This window comes from Caulobacter sp. BP25 (genome assembly GCF_002737755.1).
Classification (GTDB): domain Bacteria; phylum Pseudomonadota; class Alphaproteobacteria; order Caulobacterales; family Caulobacteraceae; genus Caulobacter.
Genome location: NZ_PEGH01000008.1, coordinates 1 through 26362 on the forward strand (window position 1 = coordinate 1; position 26362 = coordinate 26362).

Sequence of the window (26362 nt, forward strand, 5' to 3'; positions counted from 1 at the left end):
CGAAGACCTCCGAGCAGACGAAAGCGCACGCGTCCAGGGCGAGACGATAATGGCCGGCACGCGGATGCCCAGGCCCAGCGGATGCGCGCCCTTGTTCGCGACGTCGCTCTGGCCGTAGTCCTTGCTCTCGCCGGCGACCGAGACTGAGCTCCAGCCTTGCTCCGGGGTCAGCGGCGGCATGGGCGGCTGCATGTGGTCGTAGAAGCCGCCCGCTTCGTCGTAGTTCACGATGAAGACGGTCTTGGCGAAGACCTCGGGATGGTCGACCAGCGCCTTGATCAGTTCGGCGCAGACGTGCTCGCCCTTGGAGGGCTCGGCCTGCGGATGTTCGGACAGGTCGGCGGCGGTGACGATCCAGGAGACCTGGGGCAGACGGTCGGCGGCGACGTCGGCGCGAAAAGCCTCGACCAGCTGCTCCCCGTCCGAGCGCGTGCGATCCGGACCGGTCTTGTGCTCTGACACCCAGGATCGAGCCCGGGCGTAGAAGGACGAGTCCTTGGCGCAGGGGCGGAACGGCTTGAACACCGACAGGATGTTGTCGCCGAAATTGTCGTACTCCTGATAGACCTTCCAGCTGATCCCGGCGGCCTCCAGGCGTTCGGCGTAGGTCGTCCAGTCATAGGGCCCCTTGGCCATGGCCTTGTCCGTGGCCATGTCGGCGCTGGGCGTCTCATCCTCGCCGTAGTTGGTCATTTCCGGATCGCCGCCGACCTTCCCGCCGCCGTTGCAGCCGGTCCAGAGGTGCAGGCGATTGGGGTAGGTCTGGGTCAGGGTCGAGCAGTGGTAGGCGTCACAGACCGTAAAGGCGCTGGCCAGCGCGTGATAGAAAGGCAGGTCGGAGGCCTTGTAGTAGACCATCCGCTTGTGCAGCTCGCCTGAGTGGCCCCACTGGTCGTAGCGGCCGCCGTTGACGATGGTGGTCGCCCCCTGGTGGCCCTGTTCGGAGCCGTCGACGGTATAGGCGTTGGTGGCTGAGGCGTCCCCATGGAACGGGGCGACGAAGCCGTCCTTGTGCTCACGGCTAGGCTGACGCCAGACCGAGCCCCCGCCGGGCAGGCGCTGTGGGCGCGGGTCGCCAAACCCGCGCACGCCGTTCAGCGTCCCGAAATAGTGATCGAACGCGCGGTTCTCCTGCATGAAGATCACGACGTGCTCGACGTCCATGATCGTGCCGGTCCGATGGCGCGCGGGATGGCCAAGGCGCGGGCGACGGTCGCGGGCAATAGGCCAGAAACGGCCCCGGCCGCTGCGGCGCGCAGGAACGAACGTCGGTCGGTCGCCATGATCCATCCTCTCCAATCATATTTGGTATAGACCAGATTGAAGTGCTTGATGACGAACCTTTCGTGACATGGGGCGCGGCGCCCCTATGAGGGCCGATCCGGTTCCTTGACCCGGGCCGCCCCCCCTCCCATCCTTGCGCCCGGCGGGATTCGACCGCTGGCTAGGTCGTTCGATGCAACAGCCCGACAGTCTCCAGTATATCGGCGTGCGCGATGACATCGCCGCCCGCATCGTGGCTGGAGAGTTCAAGCCAGGCGAACGGCTCCCCTCCGAGCGTCAGTTGCAGCTTGGCGGCGGCGTGGCTCGCGGCACGGTGCGCGAGGCCCTTTTCCAACTGGAAGCCGAGGGGATCATCTATCGGAAGGATAGGAGCGGCTGGTACGTCTCGCCGCCGCCGGTGGTCTATGATCCGACCCGCTGGGAAGGCTTCATGTCCTATGTCGAAGCCCAGGGGCGGCGACCCGAGACCGAAACGCTCAGCAAGGTCGAGATCGCCTGTGATGGCGTGCTGTCCCAGATCTTCTCGCGCCCCGTTGGAGCGCCGATGTACTGGATCCACCGGCGTCGCTCGATTGACGGCCGGGCTGTTCTGATCGAAAGCATCATCGTCGACGCGGCCCGCGCGCCTGGGCTGATCGAGCACGATCTGAACGGCTCCCTGACCAGCGTCCTGAAGTCGGTCTATGGCGTTGGTGTCGCGCGGAACAAGGTCGACATGCGACCCTGCGCCCTAACCCGTGGCGAGGCCGAGGCCTTGCGCGTGAAGTCTGGCCTGCCAGGACTGAGCCTTGTTCGCACCTGTTACGACGGCAAAGGCAATGTGGTCGAGTTCGACCGCGAATACTGGCGTCATGACGCCTTGACCGTGAGCGTGGACATACGCATCCGGTAGAGCGTCGACAGTCATCGAGTCGACATGTCCGTGGTATAGACCAAGTCGCTCTCAATGAGGGCGGTTCCATGGCACTTGGTTTTCGGCGCTGGCTCGAACGCGCCCATCCTCTGGCGTTCGCCCTGTTCGCCGGACTCGCGGGCTTTTGCGCCTACTTCTCGATGTACGCCTTCCGCAAGCCCTTTGCGGCGGCGACCTTCGGCGTTGTCGAAGGGTGGAGCTTTGCGATCGACTACAAGATCGCCCTCGTCCTGGCTCAGGTGATCGGCTACGCAGCGTCCAAGTTTATCGGCGTCAAGGTCATCTCGGAGATCGCCCCTACGCGCCGGGGGGCGGCCATCCTGGCCCTCATCGGGGCATCGTGGCTCGCGCTGCTAGCCTTTGCAGTGGTCCCCGCGCCTTGGAACGTCCTTGCCCTGTTCCTGAACGGACTGCCGCTGGGCATGATCTGGGGCCTGGTGTTCGGCTATATGGAAGGCCGGCGGACCTCCGAGGTGCTGGGCGCCATCCTTTGCGCCAGCTTCATCCTGTCGTCCGGCGTGGTGAAGTCGGTCGGCAAGTGGCTGATGAGCGATCTCGACATCTCGGCCTTCTGGATGCCGGCCGCCACGGGCGCGGTCTTCATGCCGCTGCTGGCCGTCTCGGTCTGGGCGCTGACCCAGCTTCCGCCGCCCAGCGCCGACGACGAGGCCGCCCGCGTGCGTCGGCAGCCCATGGATCGCGCCCAACGCCATGCGTTCCTGGCGGCCTACGCCCCAGGAATTGTTCTCCTGGTGCTGTCCTACGTCCTACTGACCGCGCTGAGGGATTTCCGGGACAACTTCGCCGCCGAAATCTGGACGACCTTGGGCTTTGGTCAGGCTTCGGACGTCTTCACGGCCAGCGAGCTGCCGGTGGCGGTAATCGCCCTGGGCGTTCTGGGCGCGGTGATGTTGGTGCGGGACAACCTGCGCGCTCTTTTGGTCATGCACGGTGTCATCCTGGCTGGCTTCGCCATACTGGGCCTGTCGACCCTGGCCTTCCAGGCGCACATGCTGTCTCCGCTGGTCTGGATGATCCTGACGGGCGCGGGCCTGTACATGGCTTACACGCCGTTCAACGCCATGCTGTTCGACCGCATGCTCGCCTATAGTGGGCAGGTCGGCACCGCCGGCTTCCTGATCTATGTTGCGGACGCCTCTGGCTATCTGGGTAGCGTCGCGCTGCTGGTCTGGCGCAACCTGGCCATGGTCGCTCTCGACTGGCTCAACTTTTTCATCGCCAGCATTTATGTCACAAGCTTCATGGGCGCTGCATGCACGGTCCTGGCGGGCCTCTACTTCTTGCGCCGACGGTCGCGGGGGGTGAATGCTTGATCGCCTCTGGCGGTGGACGCCGTCCGGACATCGAGCACCTCACACCATGATCTTGGGCGGAAGCCGATGACGCTTGACCGAGAGGCGTTTCGGGATCGGGCCCCGCTTTTCGGGACCGCGTTGAGTGGTCGCGACGCCTTCTACTCACAGTGTTCCGGGCCGGTCGCCCAACGCCTCGGCGCTTCCGCGCCGAGGCTCACGCCGTATGGGCGACCGCTACCGCTTGAGACGGTCAAGGATTCTCCCCGAGCGGCGTGGCGCGATTAATGTGACAGCTTCTCCGGCCCTATTTCTTCATGGGCGGGCTCGGCGTGGCCGCCGGCGAGCTACTGGAGCTCGGCAGCATGTACCGCTTTGCGGCCATCCGCGCTGCGGCCATTGTTGGCGGCACGATGCCGACCGTCTCCGGCGAGAAGCCCCCACCGCCCGCGCCGAAGAACAGGAAGCTGAAATCGAACCCGTTCTGCGTCTGCGCGACGCCGTGACAACCCTGGCACCCGCCCATCGAGAAGTTCTGGCCCCCGGAGAAGTGATAGTCGATCACGTTGACCTGGTTTCGCAGGTTGGTGAGCGTCCCCTTCGTGATCGGCGGGAAGCCGCGGAACAGCTGGATGCCCGGCTGGCTGCTCTCGACGACGATGTTGGCGAGATAGAAGTCCTTGGTCGTCTCATCATTGGTCGGGATCGCCTGGACCCCGGCGAGCCTGTAATATTGCCAGACAAACTGGTTGTTGAAGCCGGGAATGCCCTGCATCGCGGCCAGCGCCTGGGCGTTGACCTTCGCGACATCGGGGACGACCGTCACCGGCTGGGTGACCGGGATGGTGACCAGTCCGGCGACGACCTTAGCGCCCTGGAAGCCTGTCGTCGCGCCGAGCGGAAGCGGCGTCGAAACGCCGTTAGGCGAGGCGGTGGGCGCGGTGACGGAGAAGTTGATGTTGGGATTCGGCACGGTGGTCCCGCTTGGCGGGAAAGTCGTCGTCGCGGGCGTGGAATAGCCGACCGCACTGTATGACGGCACATAGTAGACGCCGGATGGCTTGTTGGTGACCTGATTGGTGAGCGTGTCGACCTGCTCGAAGGTCGCGAAGATAAACGCGGGATAGTTGGGCGTCTTGTGGATCAGATGCAGCGCGATCAGCGCGTAGGTCTGGGTTCGCGCGACCGGGGCGGCGTCAGTGCCGCCATAGGTGATCACCGTCGCGGTATGATAGCGATATTGCTGATCTGAGGGGATCGAGGAGAGCGGGCGCCACGCCGCCTTAACCTCGACCGTGCCGGTCGGCAGGGTGATGGCGGGCGAGAAGCGGAAGGGCGCGAACTTCGGTTGTAGCGAAGCGTAGTTCTGGTTGACGAAGCTCCACTCGTATTGATTGGCGCGCGCCTCGAACAGCACCTGTGTGTCAGTGGCCGGGTTCGGGCTCGCGCCGGGCGTGGCCGGATAGAAGAGGCTGTTCTGGCCAATCTGGGTGGCCTCGTCGAGATTGTTGTACGGCAGCGACGGGGTCCCCGATATCGAGAGCGTGCTGCAGGCTGTGCCGCCAGTGTTGGCGATGACATAGGTGGGCGGGGCGTTCCAAGGCTGTGGCGGCGTCGGAGACGCGTTGCCGCCGGGGATATTGCAAGGCAGCAACTCCGTGCGGTGCTGGTAGGTCTCCCACACCAGCGGCCCTGCGGCGCTGCTCATCCCCGAAGCCGAGAAGCTGCCGCCGGGGACGCCGCGGTTGCTCGACGAGGCGGGAGAGACCGCCGAAATGAATGACAGCCAGGCGAAGGTGGCGAGATCGCCATGATCGACGGTGTTGTCCGAGGTGCGATAGATGTCGGCCGGGATCAGCGGACTGGCCGCAGTCATGTCGGCGGTGGCGAGTGTTCGTCCAGCGGTGACGGTCGGCCCGAACGGCGGAGGCGCGGGGACTGACGCCGAACTGGCGGTCGGGGGCGGGTTGGACGTCGGCGCGGTCTGCAGGGTCGCGCTCCAAAGCGAGGTGCCCACGGTCGTGATGGCGCCGGCCACCATCAATAGAGACGCTGCCTTCAACTCAACCTCCTGAAATAGACGTAAGGGTTGCTCCGATAAAATAATCGCGCATGAATTGTATCATCGGCGTAGAGCCGCCGCAATGCGCGTTCAGGTGTTTTCGCGACAGGGGCAGAATGGAACAAAACCGTTCCTGGTCGTCGCTACGGACCTATGCCATCGACGACGGCGATCCATCGTCCATCGGCCATCCGCCACGCATCGACATGGTGCATGCCCTTGGCGTTCCAGCCCGAGCCGGAAGCGCCGAGGATTGAGTTTTCGCCACGCTCGCGCTCGGCGAAGCGATCTACGGTGAGCTCAGTGATCTCAAAGGCTCGGACGCCTCCGCCGTAACGCGCGCCGCAATCCTGGGCGAAGCGGATCGGCCGGCCGCCGGACAGGACGACGCGCCCGCCGGGACGCGCGCGGCTTTTGTCGGCCTGGATCAGCGGGCTGGCGGGATGCTCGGTCCAGGGCCCTTCGAGGGCGTCGGCATGGAAGAGCGCGAGCATGTCGTGCCGGGACGGCGCCGGACAGGCGAACATCCACCAGCGTTCTTCAAAGCGGAACGGCGTCGGATCGGCCAGTTCACCTTGAACCAACTCGGCGACCGGCGTCCAGCGGTTGGGGAAAGGATCGGCGCGGTACAGGCGGATGGCGCCGGCGCCGAGCGTCTCGGGCGTCATGTAGATGTCCCCGCGATAGGCGAAGACGTGCGGGTAGGAGAGGTGAAAGGGCTCGCTGAGCACGATCCCGCCATAGCGCCACGCGCGCATATCGCGGCTGCTGGCCCAGCCGATTTCGCCGACGCCACGGCCATGGTGGAGAACTTCGAAGAACATGTGCCATTCGTCCCGATGCGGCAGCAGGAACGGATCGGCGACGAAGGCGGCGGGGGCGTCGGTGACCTGCTCGCGAGTCAGGATCGGGTTCAAAAGGCCGGGGATCGGCGCGAGATGAAGTGGATCGGGCCCGGCATAGAGACCGATTGACCAGGGGTCTCCGGGAAGCGGCGACAGGGTCATGCGAGCGTACCGATCTCACGCGCGCCCGTGCACCAGCGCGCCTTGTAGGCTTCGGCGCCGCGTAGGAAATCGAGCTCGGCAAGGCCGAGCGCGCAGGCCTCGCGCAGGGCGGCATGGATCATCAGCGCACCCGGGGAGAAGCTGGCGAACGCGGCGTCGAAGCCCGCGTTCCAATAGCCAAGGTTATCAGCGCCGCGCATGCACAGGTTGAGGCCAAGAATCCGGTCTCCGGCGCGTAGCGCGAATGGGACGACGACGCCCGTCTGGCACAGCCTTGGCAGCGCCTGCTCGACGAAGGCGCGGGCGGTGGGATCGCGCGCGAACAGGCTGCGTTCGCCGAACCGATCCTGGTGGAAGTCGAGAAAGCGCGCGGCAAGATCGGGAGGCGCGCGCTCAAGTGGGGCGGCGCTCAGGCCCGCGCGGGCGGCGCGGCGCTCAAGCTGGGCGAGGTCACGGCGGAAACGCGGGGTGCGCGAGGCAAGCCAGGCGTCGTAGCCGGACGATAGATCGGCGAAGGGACAGGTGAACTTCTTTTCCGTCAGGACGGCGCGGGGCTCGGCGCGCAAGCCATCCGCATCGCGGCGAACACACCCCACTTCAAGAGCGGAAAAGCGGTGGCGGGCGAACCGCATCAGCCGTCGCGCCGTCGCGAGGTCGCCGCAAGCAACGATCACGTCGTTGTAGTCGGCCAGCGGCGTTGCGAAGCCCGTGCTTCCGCGCGACGCGTCGTCTGCGAGCGGCAGGATGCCGGCGAGCTGCCCGCCGCGCGAGGCGACGACGAGCTGCGGCGAAAGCCCGGGCGTCGCGTCAAGCGCCGCAAGATACCAGTCCGGGCCGCTAAAGGCGCGGTTTGCGCGCGAGCGGCCAAGCAGCGCGCGCCATTCGGGGGCGAGCGTTTCGATCGCATCACGATCAGTGATCAGTCTACAGATGATACCGCCGGTCGCGATCTCGAGATCGGCGGCGACTTCCGCCGGATCCGCATGGATCAGCGTGGCGAGGCCCGCAACCGGCGGCTGGGGTGCGCCGGGAGCCGCGTTCCAGACAAGATGCTGGATCGAAGGCAACGTTTCGATCTCGCCGCGAAGCTGGTCGTCGCGCAGCAGCGCCATCGCGGTGCTCCCCGTCAGAACGTAGCGCGAGGTGATATCGGCGGCGAAGCGGTCGGGATCGACGTGGGATTCCACCAGCAGGTCGAGCTGGCTGGTTCCCGTCGCCGCGCGGGACATGAGGTGCGCGGGCGGGCCGCCATGGAGCCGGGCGCCAATCTCGACCAGCGCCGGGCCATGCTCGTCGACGATGATCTCGCAATGCCCGGCGCCATGCCGGATCCCCAGCGCGTCGACCACCTGGGCCGCGAAGTCGAACAGCGCCTCGGCAAGCGGTCCCTCGGCGGGCAGCAGCTGCTTGGTCGCGAGCAGCCCAACGGTGGCGAAATCGGGGGTCGGCTTGCCATAAGCCCATAGAGCCGCGAGGCGATGGCGGCCGTCGAGGCTGACGGTGTCGACGACATATTCGCGCCCCTTAAGAAACTGCTGGGCAAGCACCGTCTCGTTGGCCGACCCCAGTCGATCAGTGCGGCCACTGATCGCGGCGAAGGCGCGCGCGGCCTCGTCGGGCGTGGCGCACAGCCGCACGCCTTCCGATCCCTTGGCGCGACGGGGCTTTAGGATTGCCGGCCAGCCACCCTCGGTGTCGATCCAGGCGAGCAGCGTTTCGAGGCTGTTCGAGGCGATCTGGCGCGGCGTGCGGATGGCTTGCGCAGCCACCGTCTCGCTCATCCGCAGCTTGTCGCGCCGGGCTGTGCTCAGCCGCGTGCCATTGCCGGGCAGCGCGAGCGCTTCAGCCAGCCGGTCGGCGAGTTCGACTCCGCGTTCGGAGCCGGCGATCACCCGCGCCACACCAAGCCTGCGCAGCATGGTGATGGTCTGCGCGATATCCGCCGACCAGGGCGGCAGATGCGCGAAGCTCGCGGGATCGAACGTCACCGCTTCGCTGGCCGGAACTTCGGGCGTGCTCCCGATCATCACCGCAGCGACACCACGACTAGCAAAGGCGGGCGCGAGCATCGATCCGGCGTCGTACGGATCAACGATCGCGACGATGCGCATCGGAAATCAGCTGGCCCAGACGGCGTGGCGGCGCAAAGCACCTCCGGCGCACCGGAAGCTGATCGCGGCATAGTCCTGGTCTGACGCCATGAAGAATTCAGATCCTGTTCTGTTGAGGGACACGGGACTAGAATTGTCGTGTGGACAAGCTACGCTTCCGCCGACGCTCTATCAATGGAATGGCGGATGACGGAACTCAAGGCTGCGGTTCGTTTCGTCATCCTCCATGCGACACGCACCGGTAGTAACTATCTGTGTACGGTGCTCAATTCGCACCCCGACATCCTGTGCCATCACGAGATATTCAATCCGCATGTCGTCGGCGTCGCGCGGCACCTCCAGCAAAGCGGCTTCACGCTCGGCACGATCGAGGAACGCGAGCGCGCGCCCGAGGAGTTTCTCGAGCGCGTATGGGGGACCCCTCTGGGGCGCGTGGCGGTCGGGTTCAAGCTATGCCTGTGGCAGCACGAGCCGGCGTGGCGCGCGGTGCTGGCGGACCAGTCGGTGCGCAAAATCCTCCTCAGGCGCCGCAACCGGGTGAAGGCGTTCGTGTCGTTGCTGCTGGCGCGGCAGACCGGCGAATGGGTGGTCTATGACGATCGCGGCGCGCCGGGGGCGCGGCCCAAGGTGACGGTGGATCGCGACTTGCTGCTGGAGAATATCGAGCTGCACGAGCGCTTCTACCGCGAGACCGAGGCATGGTTGGCGGAGACCGGCCAGGGCTATGCGCAGCTCTGGTACGAGGACCTGTTCACGCCCGACGGGATCGATCCAGCGCTGGCGCTGCTCGGTCTCGAAGGCGAACCGGCCCGGCCGGAGGGACAGACCTGGAAACTCACGCCAACGTCGCTGCGCGATACGGTGGAGAATTTTGACGATCTCAGCCGCGCGCTGCGGGGCAGTGATCTGGAAGCGGAGCTTCACGCGCTGGGGCGCTGAGCGCATCCAGATGGCGGATGAAATGGTCCGCATCGGTTTTGGGGAGGAAGCAGTGCGCCGCCGCCCGCGATTGCTCGGACAGCCGGCGCCAGGCGTGTGGGTCGACGAGCAGCGCCTTGAGTGCGTCGACCCAAGGCTCGATCGAGCCGCTGACGGGCAGCACAAAATCCACGCCGAGCTTGGCTTCGGGCTGACCGCCGAGATTGCCGGCGAGCACGGGGACGCCGCGCAGCATCGCGTCGATGGCGACATAGCCGAACGTCTCGGGCTCCAGGGATGGCGCCAATAGAACGCGCACACGAGCCAGCAGCTCGCCGATATCGTCGGCGGGATTGAGGATCGTCATATTGGGAAGCCGCGCCAGCGCGTCGAGCACCGCGGCGTCTCCGCCCCAGGTGGGCGCCGCAGCGAAGGGCGTTTCGGGGAAAAGCTCCGCGAGCGCCAGAAAGATCGGCAGACCCTTGGCGCGGCAGGGGTTGATCATCGCGACGAAGCCGTCGGGCGGCGCGGGCGAAGCGAACGGGCCAGAGTCGAATACGGGAAAGTGCAGCACCTTGGAAACGATCCCGCCCCATTCCCGCAGATAGGCGCGGCTATAGTCGCTCACGGCGACGACGCTCCGCGCCCGCCGCAGTTGGTCATGCCTGGCGGGATCGAGCCGCTCGGCTTCGGGGCCGAAGGGTAAGTGGTAGTGGGTGTGGACCAGGGCGATGGTCCGCGCGGGCGCGTGGCGCAACGCGGCGCCAAGGAACAAGCCGGGGCGATCGTCCGAGGCGAGGGTCCAGTCAGGATCAAAATCAGCGATAAGCGCCGCAATGCGGTTGCGGGCGTCGGGCGCGGCGAAGTCCAGAGGCGTGACGCCCACCCCGCGATAGCGATAGCCGCCATCGGCTTCGACCTCTACGCCCCGCGCCGCCAGCCCCTGCGCGCCAAACTCATGGGCGAGCAGCCTGCGCTCGCCCGGAACGCGCGAGACCATCCGGCAGTCGAATCCTCGGCTCACCAGCGCCTCGAGCAGCAATCGGTTAGCCTTGTTGCCTCCGCCGAACGACGGCAGATGGGCGGCATCCTGAAGAAGAAGAATTCGCGGGGCCATCGCGACGATAAGGCCCCGTGGCGCGATCCGCGGTCAAGATGCCGCTCAATTCTTGGTTGATGCTAATAGACCTTACCACCCCGGCGGAATAGGTTTCGACGTCAGCGGGGGAGGTGAGCGTGCTCGATATCGTCTGTGGACTGCTAGGGGATCGCGCCGAGGCCGGCGCGGGGACGGCGACAGGCCGCGCACGCGACCTCAGCGTCGCTTGGCTGCGCTGGCACTATTTCGGTGCGATCATCGAAGAGCGCGATTTCGCGGGCATCCTGACGCGCGCAAAGGCGGCAGGGCGTCGTTACTGCCTTGTTCAGGGCTATGGCCACATCGTCGCCGAGCACGCAGGCCCCGACGGCGGCAAGGCGCGCGGCTTCTTCGAAGCGCTCGAGCAATGGGTCGGCGCGCACGATTTCATTTTCGCGGGCGTCGCCGGCCGCTGCGTGCTGATCGACCTAGCGGCGTGGTCGCGCGCGGGCGAGCCAGGACAGTGTGCGCCCATGCCCTTCGGGCCTGTGCTTGAAGGGCATCTGATAGATCTCGGCGCCGATCTTTCCACCGCCGCGCCTTTCGAGGCTTTCCTCGACGAGATGTGCGACAAGGCCGGGCGCGGCGTCTTCGTGCTCAACTATGAATCCTATGACGATGTCGTCGAGCCGCCGCCGGGCTTCGTCGCGCCTGTCTCGACGCTCTACTGCGTCGCCGCCGGTCTCAAGCCCAACCGCATCCTGGCGACACACGGAATCGGCGCAGACAGCCGGGTAGTGTTCTTCGACTACAGCGCCGACGCGCTCGACTTTCGGCGTAGGCTCAACAGCGAGTGGGATGGGCGGGACTATCCTCGCTATCTCCGCACGCTGTTCGAGCGTGGCGGGAGCACGCACTACTATCTCTGGCCCGGCGCCACGCCCGAAGACATGGACTGGGGCGAACTCGAACGATTGTGGGCGGCCGAGCTGGCGCGCTGGGGCGGCGCGGAGGCTTTCGCCCAGCATTGGCGCGCGTTCCAGGCGATCGGACACGAGTATCTGGCGTGCAACATCCTCGCGCCGGATGCGCTGCTCGCGCGGGTCGAGGATGCGCCGGGGAGCGTGATTTGGTGGAGCAACGCCTTCTCGACGATCTACAGTGCGGCGCGCCATAGTCTCGAAGAGAAGCGCCGGATCTATGCGGGCTGGATCGAAGCGCTGGCCGAGCGGGCCCCCGGCATCTTTCTCTACGGATCGGACCATAGCAACAGCAGCGTGAACGCCATCACCGCGGGAGAGTATCGCGCGCGCTATTTCGCCGAGGGCGGCGACCCGCTGAGCGCGCGGTCCTTCCACCGCCAAGCGATCCGCTTCTAGAGCTTGATCGGCGGTCACCCCCTCCCCGCGAGCGGGGAGGGGGCCAACGCCTATTTCTTTGCTTGTGTCGCCGAGGCCGTCGATGCCGTCACATGCGGGAAGACGTGGCTTACCCCGGTCCCCGCCGAGGGCGTCGACCCAGGCGGGGGCGTGGGAATGCTGTGGCAGCTGAAGCAATTTTGAGCGGTGGCATTGGGATCGCTATTGCTCGGCGAGACCTGCTGGAAAGTCTCCATTGTCGTATTCGCCGCGAAGAGCGAGCCGAACTGCTGGGCGCCGGTCTGGTTCGGGATCAGATTGTTGCTCCAGATAGAGCCCGACTGGAAATAGTTGGCGAGTGTCACGCCCCGGCCGCCTGCCGATTTGAGCTGGGGATTGAGCGTCTGCATCAGCGAGAGCAGCATGGTGTTGTTCTGGACCACCGGGTCGGTCACCGTCGGGTTCGCAGGCTGCTGGTTTCCCCACGGATTGTAGCGCACGACATTGGTCGCGACGAGCTTGGCCGAGGTCGAATTGATCGCGGTGTTGTAGTCGCTCGACGTCGCCGTGGTCACGATCGATGTTGGCAGCGTCGAGGTCCCCGCCTGGCCATGATAGAAGATCGTCGGGGTGCTGTTGCTGGTGCTGAACGGCACGGTGGACAGGCAGTTCGCGCCGCTTGGGCAGCTGTTGGTTTGCGTATTGTAGTTGCCGTTGATGTACGAATAGGTGTTGTCGGGCGAGTTGAACACGCTCTCGAAGGTCGACCATACCATCCCCGGACGGCCCGGAACCGTGCCGACCACATGGATGCCGACCAGCGCCAGCGTGCGCGTCGCGGTGGTCACGCCGTCCCAGGCGAGCGTCAGCAACCCGGTGGAGGTCGTGCTCTGCGTGAAGGCGGGAACCTGACCCTGGATCGTGATCAGCCCCTTCGCCTGCTGGGGCGTCAGATAGGCGACGTCGACCCAGCTGCTCTTGAGCTCGAGCGCGAGTTGATTGAGGTCGGCGAAGGTCGTCCCCGAGGCGGTCTGGATTTGCTGCGCTTCGTTCAACGTGGTCGGAAAGGTCTTGGTCGAGCCGGGTGCGTTGTAATAGGGCACCTTGGTCTGGTTCGCCTGGAGCCCGGCGAACACGTCGTTCACCTGGATCGTATAGTAGGTCACCGGATAGGTCGCGTAGCCCGCCTTGCCGGGAACCTGGACGGGGGCGCCGTCGAGCACCAGCACCCCGCCGCCGCCCGCCTGGCCGGTCGAATCGGTGAGATTGTCGAGGTCGGCTCTCGCCGCAGCGAGCTGCGCGGGCGTGTGGGTCTTGAGGATCACCGGCTTGTTGACGCGGGCGCGGAACGTAATCGTCGCGGGCCGACTGGACCCGAGCGCGTTGACGGTCCCGCCCGGATTGCGGACGAGTTCGAAGCTCCCCGTCTGGGTCGACTCAACGGCGGTGTAGAAGGTCGGCGAGAACATGTTCATGGTTCCCGTCGCGTCCTGGCTGGTCAGCCACAGGAACATCTGCGAGCCCCACTTGAAGAAGCCGCAACTGGTGTTCAGGTTGGTCGCCGCGCTGTCCGGCGCGACGAAGCCGGCCCCACCGGTCGCCTGCCAGCTGCTGAACTCCGACTGAGTCAACGCGCACAGCGCCGCGGCGCTGTCGGAACCGGCGACCACGGCCTTCTTCGCCGTGCATCCGGCGCCGGCAAGCGCCAGCGACATACTCAACGCGATCATCCATGACTTGCGTGCCATTGCGCGCTCTCCCTGCTAGTTGTTCGTTATCAACCCTTCGTCATTTCACGGCTGTCGCCGGGACCAGTCTCTGGGTCATCGCGCGATAGACGCCCGTCACGTCGAGATCGTGGACCGACACGCGATAGACGCCGCCGTCGTATGAGGTCGCGACCAGGGCTTCGCCGCAGCGGGTCAGCGAGCTCAGCCCGTTCGCGGCGATCGTCCGGCGCGTGACGCCGCCAGTGGCGAGATCGACCTTCACCAGCGCGCCCCAATAGTCGCCGACGATCACCGTCTCGGCGTCCCAGAAGCACAAGGATTTGGGCGAGCGCCGGCCGAGCTCGATCGACTGGATCAGCCGCGCATCGGCGAGGTCGTAGACGTTGAGCGTGAAATCGCGCGAGGCGCTGGCGATGCGGTCGCCGGCGGGCGAGATGTCGACGTCGTCGACGATCGCGGTGTGGCCGGGGAAACGGTGGACGATCTCGCCGTCGAGCGTCCACGAGAGCAGGCCGCCGTCGGCGCTGCAGCTCACGCCCAGCGCCGCGCGCGGGTGAAGGCGCAGCGCCTTTACCGCGCCATCATGCAGCGCGTGCGCGCGTGCTTGCCGCCCGTCCGGCGCGATACGGACGATCGCGCCGCTGTAGCAGGCGGCGAAGGCGGCGCCTTCGTGCCCCGGGCAGGTTGCGACGCGGATCGAATTGATCGGACCCTGGCCCAGCGCCAACTGCGCGACAGTCTCCAGGCCCTGGCCGCTGAAGATGTGCAGCCGATGGTCATGGGCTCCTCCGAAGACGCGGTCGCCTTCTTCGTCGCGGGCGACCGCATTCATCAGCACGCGGCCGCCGCGCGGCTCGAGGGAGGCGGTCAGCCAAGCGTCATCGTCGGTGAAGCGGATCATCCGCACCAGCCCGTCATCGGCGACCAGGGCTACACTGCCGTCCGCCGCGCCCGCGCCTTCGTTGAAGCAGGCATTGCCGCGATCACCGATCCCGCCGCCGATTTCGGCGATCAGCCCGCCCGACGCCGCGTCCCATCGCACCACGGTTCCATCGAACGTTCCGGCGACGATCGTCTTGCCGTCGGGCGACCAGCTGAAAGAGCGCTCCCATTTGGCGGCATGGCCCTCAAGCGTCACCTTGCAGGCGAAACTCCGCGCATCCCAGACAAGGATTTTCTGGTCATAGGCGCAGGACAGTATGTCACCGGTGACGGGCGAGACCGCCACCTTCTTGATCCCCGATCCGTGCGCCGTGATCTGGGCGACGAAGGCGCCGCTCCGGCTGTCGAAGATGCGGATCACGCCGTCGTCGCAGCCCAGCACGACGCGATGGTTGCGTCCGTCGATCGCACAGGTGTCGGTCTCGGTCTCGAACGGGCCCCAGGTGCGCAGCAGCTTGCCCGTAGCGAGGTCCCATTGGCGGAGCGTCCTGTCGTCCCCCGATGAGTGGATCAGCCCGTCATGGACGGCGACCGACAGGACGTCCTTCTCGTGCCCCTCGATCACGCGCCGGATCGCGCCGCTCGCCAGATCCCAGACGAGGATCCGCCGGTCGCGCGACGCCGAGACGCCGGTTTCGGCATCGACGAACGCGAAGCATTCGACGTCGTCGCTGTGCCCGCGCAGCACCCGCGCCAGGCGGCGTTCGCGCAGGTCCCAGATGCGGATATCGTAGTCCGACGACGAGGACGCAGCGAGGCTGCCATGGGCGTTGACGGTGACGTGGTTGACCAGATGACCGTGATAGCCGAGCAACTCGGCGGCGCCGGCGTCGAGGTCGAACAGGGAAACGGCGCCGTCATAAGCCGCCGCGACAGCCGCCGCGCGCCCGGGGACCGCGGCGACCGAAGTGACTGGACCACGGTGGCGCGTGAAGCAGTCGGCGGCGACGGGGGCGAGGGGCATATCGAGCATCGGCGGCGCCTAGGGTGCGAGGAGCGGGGAGCGGAGGTCGGGCAGGTCGCGCTCGAAGAGTTCGGCTCCGAACGGCGTGTCCGCGAGCGCCGCGGCGAGTTCGTGAAGATTGGTCACCACGGCGCCGAGATCGGCCGGGGCCCGCTTGCTTGATGGGGGGGCGAGCGGATAGCGCGAACCGACACCAAGCCAGGCGAGGACGCGCCGCAGTTCGGCGGGATCCGACAGCGACTCATATTCGGTCTCGAGCCAATCTTGCCCGGTCGCGATGAGTACAGACTCCAGCCCTGCATAGTAGGCGGCGTTACGATCCGCATGGCGAACAAGGTCGTCGATGGCCACGCGGATCCTGGGGAGCCCGGCCTTATGGGGCGGATCGTAGCTCTCCCACACGCCGGTGCGCGCGGCGATCTCCTCCGAGACAAAGGCGCGCAGGCGGTTGCGGCGCCGCAGCAGCAGTTTGCGCACCGATGGGTCGCGCAATAACGCCGCCGACGCGGCTTCATTCTCACCCAGGTTGATCTTGAACCCGACCGCCCGCGCGCCGCCGGCCGAGCTCCAGACGCGCTTCAGGAACGCAGACGGATCTTGGTCGCGCGCCGCCGCGCTGCCCAATGGCTCGCACGCCCGACCCCGCGCCGAGTGGACACCGGCGGGATTGAACAGCCCGTGATGGCAGAGGATGTCTGGATGAGCGCCGAGCAGGCCGCACAGCAGATTGCTGCCGGTTCGCGGCGCCGCGAAGATGACAAAGCGGATGGGCGCGGTCACGACAGCATCGCCTCGACGGGGCCCGCCTCCAGCAGGAAGCCTTCGCCAAAGGCGCTGACGCGGCTGTTCTCAGGCAGCGGACCAAGGCTTTCGCGCACGCCACGATCTGCCGCTTCGGCGCTGCTTGCGCGCACGAACACGGTCATCGTGTCGACCATGCCCTGGCCGAGGAACGATCGCAGCAGCGTCGGCCCGCCTTCAACGAGCAGGCTCTCGATCCCATGGTCGTGGAGGCAAGCCAGCGGCGCATGCAGATCGCGCCCAGTCATCGCCAGCGCCACCACATCCCGCCCGGCCGTCGGGCTTGTGCTGACGACGAACGCCGGCGCGCCGGGCTGCGGCGCCTCGCACGGATGCGAGCCCGCGAAGATCACGCGCCGTGGCTGGCGGCGGGGTTCGCGGCCGAGCCGATCGGCTCGGGCCGTGAGGCGCGGGCGGTCGAGATTCCAGGTTCTTCCGCCGACGGCGATCGCATCATAGCGTTCGCGCAAGACATGAACGCGCTTCCAGTCGGCGAGGCAGGAGATGTTCCCCGCATAGCTCAGCGCTTCGCCGGAACCGCCAGCGCTCTGCGTGGCGAAATTGACGTGGATGAAAGGCCGTCTCATTCGCCCCGTCCATTCCCCGTGGCTCGAATTTGAAGCGATGCGATCTCAACTGCCGACGACGAAACTGTACATGAGTTCATGTATAGCATAGTTTGTATTTTGCCATCAACTACCGTCAAGGTGGTGACGTATGGAGGCCTGCAGGAACATACTCGGTAAGGGCACGGGCTAACGGGGAAGGAAGCGCAATGATCAAAGATCAGTACGGGCTAGATAGGTTGTGCGAAGCATCAATACCGACCGATGAGGGAAAGTATTCGATGGCTGTTTATCTAGAAAAGAAAACCGGGCGTGAGCATGTGGCAATGGTGATGGGCAATGTTGTCACCGCGCCGCCGCTGGTGCGGATTCATTCGGAATGTATGACGGGCGACCTTTTCGGTTCGCTGCGGTGCGACTGCGGCGACCAGCTCGCCGCCGCTCGTGCGCGGATCGGCATGCAGGGCGCGGGGATCATTCTCTATCTCCGGCAGGAAGGGCGCGGCATTGGGCTAGCCAACAAGCTTCGGGCCTATGCGTTGCAAGACCGTGGGCTCGATACGGTGGAGGCGAACCTCGAACTTGGGTTCGCTGCCGACCTGCGCAGCTTCGACATCGCCGCGGAGATGCTGGCGGATCTTGGCGTTGCTGCCGTCCGGTTGATGACCAATAACCCACGCAAGCTGGAAGCGCTTGAGGCTGCGGGCATCCGCGTCGTCGAGCGCGTGCCGATGCGCAGCGTGGCGCGCCCAGAGAACCAGGGCTATCTCTCCACCAAGGCCACGAAGCTGGGGCATGCAATCGACTGGTTGGATGGGGCTGTCACCGTTAGTCGCGCCAAGTCGCACAGGGTGAACACTTGACCGCCCAGTTTCTTGGCGTCACGCAACTTCCGGGCCGCGCCGGCGTCTCGGCGCCGCTGAACGATGAGGTCGAGGCGCCAGAGATCGACGTGCTTGCCGCCAATTCGGCAGATCATTTCATCCAGACGCCAGCGCGGCGATGGCTGGTCCTACGGGCTCCAGCGCATTCGGCAATGGCCAGGGAAGGGAGAGGGCGCCTCCTCGAACCCAAGCCGCGCATAGAGACGTCGTGCGCCATGATTGGTCTTCTCGACGTAAAGGGTCACTGAGTCCGCTTCCGTTTCGAGAGCTGCTTTCTGGATCGACCGAATAACGGCTCCGCCGATACCCGCGCTGCGGGCCTTGGTCAGCAAGCACAGATCTATGGCTCTCCATTCGCGTTCGCTGCGATCGAGATACAGGCGACCGATGGGCTCGTGACGGCCGTCCAGGCCGATCCGCTCGATCAGCCAAAAGTCCGCATGGGGATTGCGCTGCACATAGTGCAGGTGCTGTAGGCTGAACTGGTCCGTGATGAAGGCTTGCTTCTGCGCCTCGGACCACGGCGTCAAACTCAGTTCCGCCGTGCGCGTCTCGCCGTACAGTCTTAGCAAGAACTGAAGGTCTCCGCTTCGCGCCGATCGTAGCGCGAGGCCTGGCGGGACGGCCTGCGCACGCCTTTCGACTTTCGGAAATGGCGGGAGATCGGAAAGCCGAGGCGCGGCCAGCGCTGCATGGCTTGCGCCCTTAGGTGCGACGTGGTGATTTTGCGCGCCAAGGTGTCTCTGCATCAATTTTCGCGCCTAGGGAGAAGGTTTTGCGACTGCTGACCCCTGATGATTTCGAGCCCTGGCTTGGTCGTTCGGTGCGCATCAACACCGTGCCTCAACCGGTTGAGGTGCTGCTGGCGCGTATCGAGCGAATGCCTCGACTGATCGGCTTCGATTTTCGTGAGCGCTTCAGCCTTATGTTCGAGGCGCCGCTCCACATCATGCTGATGGACGCCACCTACGAGTTCGACTGTGGGCGGGGCGGTCCGTATCAGATCCATATCAATCAGGTCATGCCGACCCCGAAGGCGCGTCGATACCAGGCGGTTTTCACCTGATCCGACGCGCCCGTCTTCGGCGCGGTTTAGTTCGGGTTCTCGGGCCAAATGCCGGCCGTCGATATGATTGTCGTCACGGCCTGGAACGGTTGCATCAGGGAGATGGGCGAGCTCGACCCCGCATTTTGAATGGAGACGGTGGGCGGCTGGTATTGCGAACTGATGTGCAAGCCGCCGAGCGGAATGGGCGTGCCGGAGGCGTTTGCCGGCGCATAGAACACGGGCGAGGTGTCCTGTTCGAGGACCGTGCCCAAGAATGCGCCTGGCGTGGGAGCGGCCATTTCATCAGTGGCGCTCACGCCCGTCATCGCACCTATGGTTCCGCCGACGTTGACGCTGCCGCCTACAGCCGTGGCTGCGTGCGTATGCACGGGCAAGTTCGCGAGGGAAAGGCTCTGCTGCTCGAGCCCGCCTTTGTCGCCCATATTGCGAGGGGTCAGCCCTGCGCCGTTTCCCGTACCGATGAAGACCCGTCCCTGCGCATCGGGGAGACCGAAATTTGTCGTGCCGTTTCCGCCAAACCGGTTGCCGAGAAGGGCGAAGAGGGCCTGGTTCTGGGACGTCTGCAGAATCTGCCCTTTGCAATTCAGCCAGTTGATCGGCGCGTAGGCGAAACCGACCTGCATGATCTGACCGATAAACGGATCCGACATGAAATCCTCCCTGATGGTTATCCGAAATCTCGTCCCCAAAACGGGGATGGGCCTTTTGGGGCGTCTTTGGAGGTCTGGAAGAAGCCGAAACGCCACGCGGCGCCTGTCCAGGCGTCTCCTGATGCGGTGTTGACTACAACCGTGCGGCGACCGTAGGCTGCGGTATGTGATAAAATGCACATCGTGGTCCTTCGCAGATCACAATATGTAGGACGGTAGCGTCGAGGCTGGCAAAAGCCGCCTCTTGAGCTTTCTCGCTTCAGTTCCAGCGTTTGGCGCGCGTAAGCCAGCAGTATTCAGTTCATTTTAAAGCGACCGCTGAGCGAGTTTTGCTTTTCGGCGCGGCCCGGGGGGAAGGGATGTTCGCGAAGATCGGTCGCGAGCTTGGCGCAGCGTGCGCGAAGTCGATGCGTCGTGTTCACGGCGCGGCCGCTGCTGTCATGCTGATGGCGGCTGGTTTGACGCCAGCGGCTGCGCTTGCACAAAGTCTCGGTTGTATCGCCGTCAACGACGGCGAGATCAATTTCACCGCGAAAGTCGTCGCGCAGGACCCCCGCCAGCCAGAGACGACGGCACGTACCGTGACGAGCACGGCGGCGCTTTCGGTCATCGCCGCCGCTGGCGGTTATACGGACACTATCTCGTCAAACCTCGTCTCCGGCACGCGCCCCTTTACTGTTGGCGACAGACTCGACTTCACGGCCGTCGTCAGCCAGTACAGCGGTACGGCTGGAATGCGCATTCGCTTCCGGGTCAACAATAGCTACCTCAGCCTTCCTGCGGGAGCGCGAGTCTCCCCGGACCCGACCAGCACCGGCACCTATACCGGTTACTACAACGTACCCAGCGGCTTGCAGGGTATCGGCATGACGCTCGACCATCTGGGCGGGACCTCCAATAGCTTGACCAGCATTACGGTCACCTGCACGCCCTTTACCGATTCCAGCCTGTCGCTCGGCGTGTCGATGTCGCACGTCGGCACGCCCGCCCAAGGCGGGACGGTCGACTACACCATCACGCCTAGCGCAAGCGGCGCCGCCACCGGTTCGAACCTGACCCTGACGTTCAGCTTGCCCTCGGGCCTGAGCTACGACTCCGGCTCCGGTTCGGGCTGGGCCTGCACGTCCACGCGCTGCGTCTATTCGAACACCATCGCCAACGGCGCCAGCGGCAATCCGCTCACCTTGCGCCTGAATGTCGCCGCCAACGCGGCGGCGAGTCTGACGCCTAGCGTCACGCTTTCGGGCGGCAACGCAGGCAGTTCAGCCAATGCGAGCGACCCGACAACAATATCCGTGGTTCAGACACCGGCCTCGGTGACGGTCGCTGGCGGCAACAGCCAGAGCGCATCAGTCAATGCGGCCTTCACTACGCCGCTCAGCGTGACGGTGCGGGACGGCTCGAACGCGGTGATCGCCAACACCTCCGTCACCTTCGCGGCCCCTGGCTCGGGCGCCAGCGGGACCTTCTCCAATTCCAGCAACAGCATCACGGTGACCACCGATGGTTCGGGCGTCGCGTCGGCGGGAACCTTCACCGCCAATGCCACGACGGGCAGCTATTCGGTGACGGCGACGGCCGGCTCGGCCTCGACCAGCTTCAGTCTGACGAACAACGCCGCGGCGACGCCGCCGACGGTGACCGGGATTTCGCCGACCTCTGGCACGACCGCAGGCGGGACGTCGGTGGTCATCACGGGGACCAATTTCACCGGCGCGACGGCGGTGAGTTTTGGGGCCACGGCAGCCTCCGGCTTCACGGTCAACAGCGCGACCCAGATCACCGCAACCTCGCCGGCGGGGGCGGCCGGCGTCGTGGATGTCACGGTGACGACCCCGTCCGGAACCAGCGGGACGGGTGCGGCGGACCAGTTCACCTATGTCGCCGCGCCCGCGACGCCCACCATCACGGCCTCGCCGCCGTCGTTGTCGAACAGCAGTAGCGCCAGCTTCCAGTTCAGCCTCGCCTCGGGAACGGCTGAGTGCTCGATCGACAGCGGCGCGTTCTCGGCCTGTACCAGCCCTCAGGCCTATACGGGCCTTTCAGACGGCAGCCACACCTTCCAGGTCAGGGCCGTCAGTTCGGGAGTCTACAGCGCCGCCGCCAGCCATAGCTGGACCGTGGACACGACGGCGCCCGCCGCGCCGACGGTCTCGTCGCCGGCCAACAGCTCGTCGCGCGTCGTCTCGCAGAAGGGGGTCACCGGATCGGCCGAGGCCAACAGCACGGTGACCGTCTATCTCGACGGTTCCGCCGACGGCACGACCACGGCCGACGGGGCGGGGGCGTGGAGCTACACGCTCAACACGTTGACGGCCGCCTCCCATACGGTGAGGGCGCGGGCCACCGACGCGGCGGGCAACACCTCGTCCGACTCCGCCACGAACACCTTCACAGCGGTGGCGGTGCTGACAGCGACCCAGGCGGTGTCCTCGATCTCGGGAACCATCAACACGCTGTTGACGACGGTCCAGCCGGTCACGACGAGCGGGGGCCAGCCAACCATCACCTATGCGCTCAGCGGCGGGACCCTACCCACGGGCCTGTTGTTCAGCACCGCGACCGGACAGCTGTCCGGCACGCCGACCACGGCGTTGTCGTCGACGACCTTTACCGTCACGGCGACCGACGCCCTGTCGCAGACCGCCGCCCAGACCTTCAGCCTGGCGGTCGCCAATGCGAGCCAGACGATTAGCTTCCTGTCCTCCGCGCCCTCTTCGGCGGTGGTGGGAGGGGCGACCTACACGCCTTCGGCCAGCGCCACCTCCGGCCTGACCGTGACGTTCAGCATCGACAGCAGCAGCAGCGCGGTCTGCTCGATTTCCGGCGGTGTCGTCAGTTTCACTGGCACAGGGACCTGCCTGGTGAACGCCAACCAGGCGGGTAACGGCAGCTACAGCGCCGCGCCTCAGGCGCAACAGTCCTTCACGGTCGGCGCGGGAACCCAGACCATCAGCTTCACCTCAAGCGCGCCGGGGGGCGCCAAGGTCGGCGGCGCGACCTACACGCCCGCCGCGACCGCCACGTCGGGACTGTCGGCTACCTTCAGCATCGACAGCGGCAGCAGCGCGGTTTGTACGATTTCCGGCGGCGTGATCAGCTTCACGGGGGTTGGGACTTGCCTCGTGAACGCCAATCAGGCCGGCAACGGTAGCTATGGCGCGGCGAGCCAGGTTCAGCAGTCTTTCAGCGTCGCCAAGGGCGATCAGACGATCACGTTCGGCGCGCTGTCCAATGTCGCGATCTCAGCCTCGCCCTTGACCTTGAGCGCCACCTCCACGGCCGCCCTCGCCGTAGCCTTCAGCAGCACCACGACGAGCATCTGCACCGTCTCGGGCGTCACCCTGACCCTGGTCGCCCAGGGGACCTGCTCGGTGGACGCCAACCAGACGGGCAATGCGACCTGGAACGCCGCGCCGACCGTGAGCCGCAGCTTCACGGTGATGCCGGCCACCCTGGCGCTGTCGACCGGAGCGACGGGGACGACCAGGGTCGGCGTCGCCTTCAGCCAGGCCAATACGCCGACCGGCGGCGTCTCGCCCTATCAGTTCACGGTCAGCGCCGGCGCGCTGCCCGCCGGCGTCAGCCTGGACGCCGCCACCGGAACCATCAGCGGTACGCCGACGACCGCGGGCGCGTTCAGCTATGCGCTGTCGCTGACGGACTCCAACAGCCCGGTGGGATCGGTGAGCGGGACCACGGTGTCCGGAACGATCGCCAAGGGCAGCCAGACCCTGACCTTCACCTCGACCGCGCCGACCTCCGCGAGCGTTGGGGGCGCGACCTATACGGTGGCGGCCACCTCGAGCGCGAGCCTGACGCCGACCTATTCCATCGCCGGCAGCAGCAGCGGGATCTGCACGATCAGCGGCGCGACGGTCAGCTTTGTCGCGATCGGCAGCTGTGTCGTGACCGCCGACCAGGCTGGCAACGCGAACTACGATCCGGCCACCGCCGTCAGTCAGACCATCAGCGTGGCCGGCGCGCCGGTCGTCGCGGCGAGGTCCGGCGTTAGCGTGCCCTATAACAGCTCAGGCCTGGCCATTGATCTCAGCGCCAGCATCACGGGGCCCGCCCATACCTCGATCGCCGTCGCGACCGCGCCCGCCCACGGGACGACGACCGTGGCCGGAGATGTGGTCACCTATGTCCCGACAAGCGGCTACTTCGGCGCTGATAGTTTCACCTATACGGCGACCGGCCCCGGCGGCACGTCGTCCCCGGCGACGGTGACTCTGACCGTGGAGACTCCGGCCGCGCCAACCGTCACCAACCTGTCGGTCGCCGTGGCCTACAACGCCTCTGGCCAAGCCATCGGATTGCAGGCCTCGGGCGTGGTCACCTCGCTGTCGATCGGGACGGGGCCGGCGAACGGGGTGGTCTCCCTCGATGGATCGACCGCGACCTACACGCCCAACCAGGGCTATTTCGGAAGCGACAGCTTTACCTACCTGGCGACAGGACCCGGCGGCGCGTCGGAGGCGGCGACAGTGACTTTGACCGTCACGGCGCCGTCGGCGCCTGTCGCCGGCAATGTCAGCGCGGAGGTCTTCTCCAACGGCGCCGGCCAGACGATCGGCCTTGCGATTTCCGGCGTGTTCACCAGCGTCAATGTGGTCTCGTCACCCAGCAATGGCTCGGTGACGATCAGCGGCGCCTCGGCGACCTACACGCCCAATAGCGGCTACACCGGAAGCGATAGCTTCAGCTATGTGGCGGTCGGTCCGGGGGGAACATCGGCGACAGCCGGGGTCAGCATCACGGTCTCGGCCCCGCCGCCGCCGCCGACCCCGCAGCCCACCAACGTCAACACCGCCGGCGCAACCGTGGAGGGCGGCTCTTCGGTCGACGTCAATCTCTCCACGCTGGTCGTGGGCGTGTTCAACACCTTGGAAATCGCGACGCCGCCCAGCAACGGCACGGTGAGGCTGATTGGCCCCGGAGGCGCCGAGGCCAGCTCGGCGGCCAGTTCCTCAGCCAGGTCCTCGGGCGCGAACCGCGCGCCGCTTGCCGATAGCGGCGGCGGGTGGACGGCGGTCTATTCGCCGAAGCCTGGCTTCATCGGCAGGGACACCTTCCAGTTCGTGGCGATTGGACCAGGTGGTCGTTCGGCGCCCGCGACCGTGACCATCCTGGTCGGCGGAAGCGTTCCCATCGCCCAGTCCAAGACGGCCACGGCCGACGACGGCCAGACCATCTCGGTCGATCTCCTGGCCGGGGCCACGGGCGGACCGATCACCTCGGCGGAGATCGTGTCGATCAATCCGACTGGCGCGGCGACCGGCAAGATTGTCCAGGGCGGGACCGCAGACGAGCCGACCTTCAGGCTGGACGTGACGCCCAGATCGCATTTTTCGGGCGTCTTGATGGTGGGATACCGCTTGGTCAACGCCTTCGGCGAGTCCGCGCCAGCCACCGTGACGATCACCGTCACCGCCCGGCCAGACCCGTCGCTGGACCCGGCCGTACGCGCGCTTTCCGATACGCAAGTGGAGGCCGCTCGGCGCTTCGCGCGCTCTCAAACCGCCAATTTCATGGACCGCGCCCAACAGCTTCACGGGGGCGGCGGAGCCGACGGCATGGGCGTCCGTCTCAGCCTGCGTGACGTCTTTGATCCCCATCATGACCGCCTGTTCGCCGCCCGCGACGATCAGTTCGGGCTCACCGATTGGCGCCGTGGCCCGAGCACGAACGCGGTCTCGCTGCGCGACGACGAAGGGCGAGAGCCGACCGCGCAACGCCTCTCGTCGCGCGGTGCGGAGACTCCGCCCGGCCACAACGCCCTGGGCCCAGCGTCGTCCGACGCCTTGGCCGAGGACGACGGCGACCAGGGCGGGCCGCGCGCCGTCGGAGAGGTCGCCCTCTGGACCGGCGGCGCGATCGAGATCGGGACCATGGATCGCCGCAAGGGGCGCGCCAAGATCACCCTGTCCAGCTCGGGCCTATCGACGGGCGCGGACGTCAAGCTCGCCGAATGGGCGACGGTGGGTGTCGGCGGCGGCTATGGCGAGGATATAAGCCGCATTGATTCCGGCGCCGCGCGCGTGCGGAGCGAAACCTGGGTGGCGGCTGCCTACGGCAGCTTCCAGCCCCTGCAAGGCGCCTTCATCGATACAGTTATCGGTCGCGGGACTCTCGACTACCGCACCCGCCGGGCGGTCGAGGCTAACGGCATGACGGCGCTCGGCCACCGCAAAGGCGACATGACCTTTGGGGCCTTGTCGTTCGGCGTCGATCGACTGGACGGCGGAATCCATTGGTCCAGCTACGGCCGCTTCGAATGGCTGAAGGGCGACCTCGACGCCTACGCCGAAACCGGCGCCGAGCGCTATAATCTCCGCTTCGACGGCCGTGACGTCAGCTCTTTGACGGGCGCGCTGGGGGCCAAGCTCGAATTCACGCGAGACTTGCCCTTCGGGGTCGTTACGCCGCGTCTCGGGGCGGAGTGGCTGCACGAGTTCCGCGGCGTCGGCGCGCAGGCGCTGGACTATGCCGACTTCGAAGGCGCTTCGACCTATCGGATTTCCACTGTCGACTGGCGCCGGGAGCAGTACCGCCTTTCGCTTGGCGGGCGCCTGGTGACGCCGTCGCGCTGGATGGTGGACATGGAGGTCGGTTATCGGGGCGCCGCGGGCCAGGGCGTGGGGCAGCTGCGCCTGCGGGTCGTCAAGCCGCTTTGACGCCGAGGCGCGGGCTAAACGCTCCGGTCGCA

The 26362-nt window shown here is 66.2% G+C and carries 17 protein-coding genes and 1 pseudogene; 7 read left to right on the top strand and 11 right to left on the bottom strand.

Going from position 1 to position 26362, the window contains the following annotated elements; genetic code table 11:
- Positions 1 to 1283 (bottom strand): annotated as a pseudogene (locus CSW59_RS04930) (alkaline phosphatase family protein); the annotation flags it as partial.
- A 173-nt stretch (positions 1284 to 1456) separates the two neighbouring features.
- Between CSW59_RS04930 and CSW59_RS04935 the strand changes: the two are divergent.
- Both CSW59_RS04935 and CSW59_RS04940 read left to right on the top strand, forming a co-directional pair.
- A complete protein-coding gene (locus CSW59_RS04935; protein WP_099442991.1) occupies positions 1457 to 2176 on the top strand; it encodes a UTRA domain-containing protein in 720 nt (239 codons plus the stop codon).
- 68 nt (positions 2177 to 2244) lie between these two features.
- Positions 2245 to 3531: a DUF5690 family protein gene (locus CSW59_RS04940; RefSeq protein ID WP_099442992.1), complete on the top strand. Its 1287-nt coding sequence runs from the start codon at positions 2245 to 2247 to the stop codon at positions 3529 to 3531.
- Between the two features lie 286 nt (positions 3532 to 3817).
- Here the strand turns inward: CSW59_RS04940 and CSW59_RS04945 are convergent, their stop codons facing one another.
- The 3 genes from CSW59_RS04945 to CSW59_RS04955 all read right to left on the bottom strand — a co-directional run bounded on the left by CSW59_RS04945 (position 3818) and on the right by CSW59_RS04955 (position 8690).
- Positions 3818 to 5572, bottom strand: a complete 1755-nt coding sequence (locus CSW59_RS04945) for an exo-alpha-sialidase (RefSeq protein WP_143754951.1) — start codon at positions 5570 to 5572, stop codon at positions 3818 to 3820.
- A 143-nt stretch (positions 5573 to 5715) separates the two neighbouring features.
- On the bottom strand, positions 5716 to 6579 hold the full coding sequence (locus CSW59_RS04950; RefSeq protein WP_099442994.1) for a hypothetical protein: 864 nt from the start codon (positions 6577 to 6579) through the stop codon (positions 5716 to 5718).
- Positions 6576 to 8690: a GNAT family N-acetyltransferase gene (locus CSW59_RS04955; RefSeq protein ID WP_099442995.1), complete on the bottom strand. Its 2115-nt coding sequence runs from the start codon at positions 8688 to 8690 to the stop codon at positions 6576 to 6578. The genes CSW59_RS04950 and CSW59_RS04955 overlap by 4 nt, the downstream gene beginning before the upstream one ends.
- Positions 8691 to 8876: 186 nt before the next feature.
- Between CSW59_RS04955 and CSW59_RS04960 the strand changes: the two genes are divergently transcribed.
- The gene (locus CSW59_RS04960) at positions 8877 to 9629 is read left to right on the top strand and encodes a hypothetical protein (protein ID WP_099442996.1); all 753 of its coding nucleotides are present in this window, start codon (positions 8877 to 8879) and stop codon (positions 9627 to 9629) included.
- On the opposite strand, the gene CSW59_RS04965 is transcribed toward CSW59_RS04960, so the two are convergent.
- Positions 9571 to 10725 (bottom strand): glycosyltransferase family 4 protein, encoded by a 1155-nt coding sequence (locus CSW59_RS04965; protein ID WP_099442997.1) that lies wholly within the window; start codon positions 10723 to 10725, stop codon positions 9571 to 9573. The genes CSW59_RS04960 and CSW59_RS04965 overlap by 59 nt on opposite strands.
- A gap of 119 nt (positions 10726 to 10844) precedes the next feature.
- On the opposite strand from CSW59_RS04965, the gene CSW59_RS04970 reads away from it, so the two are divergent.
- Positions 10845 to 12065 carry a hypothetical protein gene (locus tag CSW59_RS04970; RefSeq protein WP_099442998.1) on the top strand — a complete coding sequence of 407 codons (1221 nt, stop codon included), beginning with the start codon at positions 10845 to 10847 and terminating at the stop codon, positions 12063 to 12065.
- Positions 12066 to 12115: 50 nt separating this feature from the next.
- Here CSW59_RS04970 and CSW59_RS04975 read toward each other — a convergent pair whose 3' ends face one another.
- The 4 genes from CSW59_RS04975 to CSW59_RS04990 are packed head-to-tail and all read right to left on the bottom strand — an operon-like array spanning position 12116 to position 17068.
- On the bottom strand, positions 12116 to 13792 hold the full coding sequence (locus tag CSW59_RS04975) for a hypothetical protein (protein ID WP_143754952.1): 1677 nt from the start codon (positions 13790 to 13792) through the stop codon (positions 12116 to 12118).
- 40 nt (positions 13793 to 13832) lie between these two features.
- The gene (locus CSW59_RS04980) at positions 13833 to 15689 is read right to left on the bottom strand and encodes a WD40 repeat domain-containing protein (RefSeq protein WP_099443000.1); all 1857 of its coding nucleotides are present in this window, start codon (positions 15687 to 15689) and stop codon (positions 13833 to 13835) included.
- Positions 15690 to 15698: 9 nt separating this feature from the next.
- Positions 15699 to 16460 carry a hypothetical protein gene (locus CSW59_RS04985; RefSeq protein ID WP_099443001.1) on the bottom strand — a complete coding sequence of 254 codons (762 nt, stop codon included), beginning with the start codon at positions 16458 to 16460 and terminating at the stop codon, positions 15699 to 15701.
- Positions 16457 to 17068 carry a RibD family protein gene (locus CSW59_RS04990; RefSeq protein ID WP_099443002.1) on the bottom strand — a complete coding sequence of 204 codons (612 nt, stop codon included), beginning with the start codon at positions 17066 to 17068 and terminating at the stop codon, positions 16457 to 16459. The genes CSW59_RS04985 and CSW59_RS04990 overlap by 4 nt, the downstream gene beginning before the upstream one ends.
- Positions 17069 to 17256: 188 nt before the next feature.
- Between CSW59_RS04990 and ribA the strand changes: the two genes are divergently transcribed.
- A complete protein-coding gene (ribA, locus tag CSW59_RS04995) occupies positions 17257 to 17910 on the top strand; it encodes a GTP cyclohydrolase II (protein ID WP_099443003.1) in 654 nt (217 codons plus the stop codon).
- 149 nt (positions 17911 to 18059) lie between these two features.
- Here ribA and CSW59_RS05000 read toward each other — a convergent pair whose 3' ends face one another.
- Positions 18060 to 18680 carry a GNAT family N-acetyltransferase gene (locus CSW59_RS05000; protein ID WP_099443004.1) on the bottom strand — a complete coding sequence of 207 codons (621 nt, stop codon included), beginning with the start codon at positions 18678 to 18680 and terminating at the stop codon, positions 18060 to 18062.
- 26 nt (positions 18681 to 18706) lie between these two features.
- Between CSW59_RS05000 and CSW59_RS05005 the strand changes: the two genes are divergently transcribed.
- Positions 18707 to 18997: a hypothetical protein gene (locus CSW59_RS05005; protein ID WP_099443005.1), complete on the top strand. Its 291-nt coding sequence runs from the start codon at positions 18707 to 18709 to the stop codon at positions 18995 to 18997.
- 26 nt (positions 18998 to 19023) lie between these two features.
- Here the strand turns inward: CSW59_RS05005 and CSW59_RS05010 are convergent, their stop codons facing one another.
- Positions 19024 to 19650, bottom strand: a complete 627-nt coding sequence (locus CSW59_RS05010; protein ID WP_099443006.1) for a phage tail protein — start codon at positions 19648 to 19650, stop codon at positions 19024 to 19026.
- A gap of 407 nt (positions 19651 to 20057) precedes the next feature.
- On the opposite strand from CSW59_RS05010, the gene CSW59_RS05015 reads away from it, so the two are divergent.
- Positions 20058 to 26330: an autotransporter domain-containing protein gene (locus CSW59_RS05015; RefSeq protein ID WP_161495018.1), complete on the top strand. Its 6273-nt coding sequence runs from the start codon at positions 20058 to 20060 to the stop codon at positions 26328 to 26330.
- Positions 26331 to 26362: the final 32 nt, after the last annotated feature.

What these genes read in the sequence shown, in the direction of transcription:
- ribA (WP_099443003.1), top strand. Translation starts at nt 17,257, where the DNA reads ATGATCAAAGATCAGTACGGGCTAGATAGGTTGTGCGAAGCATCAATA.
- CSW59_RS05015 (WP_161495018.1), top strand. Translation starts at nt 20,058, where the DNA reads ATGCGTCGTGTTCACGGCGCGGCCGCTGCTGTCATGCTGATGGCGGCT.
- CSW59_RS04935 (WP_099442991.1), top strand. Translation starts at nt 1,457, where the DNA reads ATGCAACAGCCCGACAGTCTCCAGTATATCGGCGTGCGCGATGACATC.
- CSW59_RS04980 (WP_099443000.1), bottom strand. Translation starts at nt 15,689, where the DNA reads ATGCTCGATATGCCCCTCGCCCCCGTCGCCGCCGACTGCTTCACGCGC.
- CSW59_RS04960 (WP_099442996.1), top strand. Translation starts at nt 8,877, where the DNA reads ATGACGGAACTCAAGGCTGCGGTTCGTTTCGTCATCCTCCATGCGACA.
- CSW59_RS05010 (WP_099443006.1), bottom strand. Translation starts at nt 19,650, where the DNA reads ATGTCGGATCCGTTTATCGGTCAGATCATGCAGGTCGGTTTCGCCTAC.
- CSW59_RS04955 (WP_099442995.1), bottom strand. Translation starts at nt 8,690, where the DNA reads ATGCGCATCGTCGCGATCGTTGATCCGTACGACGCCGGATCGATGCTC.
- CSW59_RS04990 (WP_099443002.1), bottom strand. Translation starts at nt 17,068, where the DNA reads ATGAGACGGCCTTTCATCCACGTCAATTTCGCCACGCAGAGCGCTGGC.
- CSW59_RS04940 (WP_099442992.1), top strand. Translation starts at nt 2,245, where the DNA reads ATGGCACTTGGTTTTCGGCGCTGGCTCGAACGCGCCCATCCTCTGGCG.
- CSW59_RS04975 (WP_143754952.1), bottom strand. Translation starts at nt 13,792, where the DNA reads ATGGCACGCAAGTCATGGATGATCGCGTTGAGTATGTCGCTGGCGCTT.
- CSW59_RS04950 (WP_099442994.1), bottom strand. Translation starts at nt 6,579, where the DNA reads ATGACCCTGTCGCCGCTTCCCGGAGACCCCTGGTCAATCGGTCTCTAT.
- CSW59_RS04965 (WP_099442997.1), bottom strand. Translation starts at nt 10,725, where the DNA reads ATGGCCCCGCGAATTCTTCTTCTTCAGGATGCCGCCCATCTGCCGTCG.
- CSW59_RS05000 (WP_099443004.1), bottom strand. Translation starts at nt 18,680, where the DNA reads ATGCAGAGACACCTTGGCGCGCAAAATCACCACGTCGCACCTAAGGGC.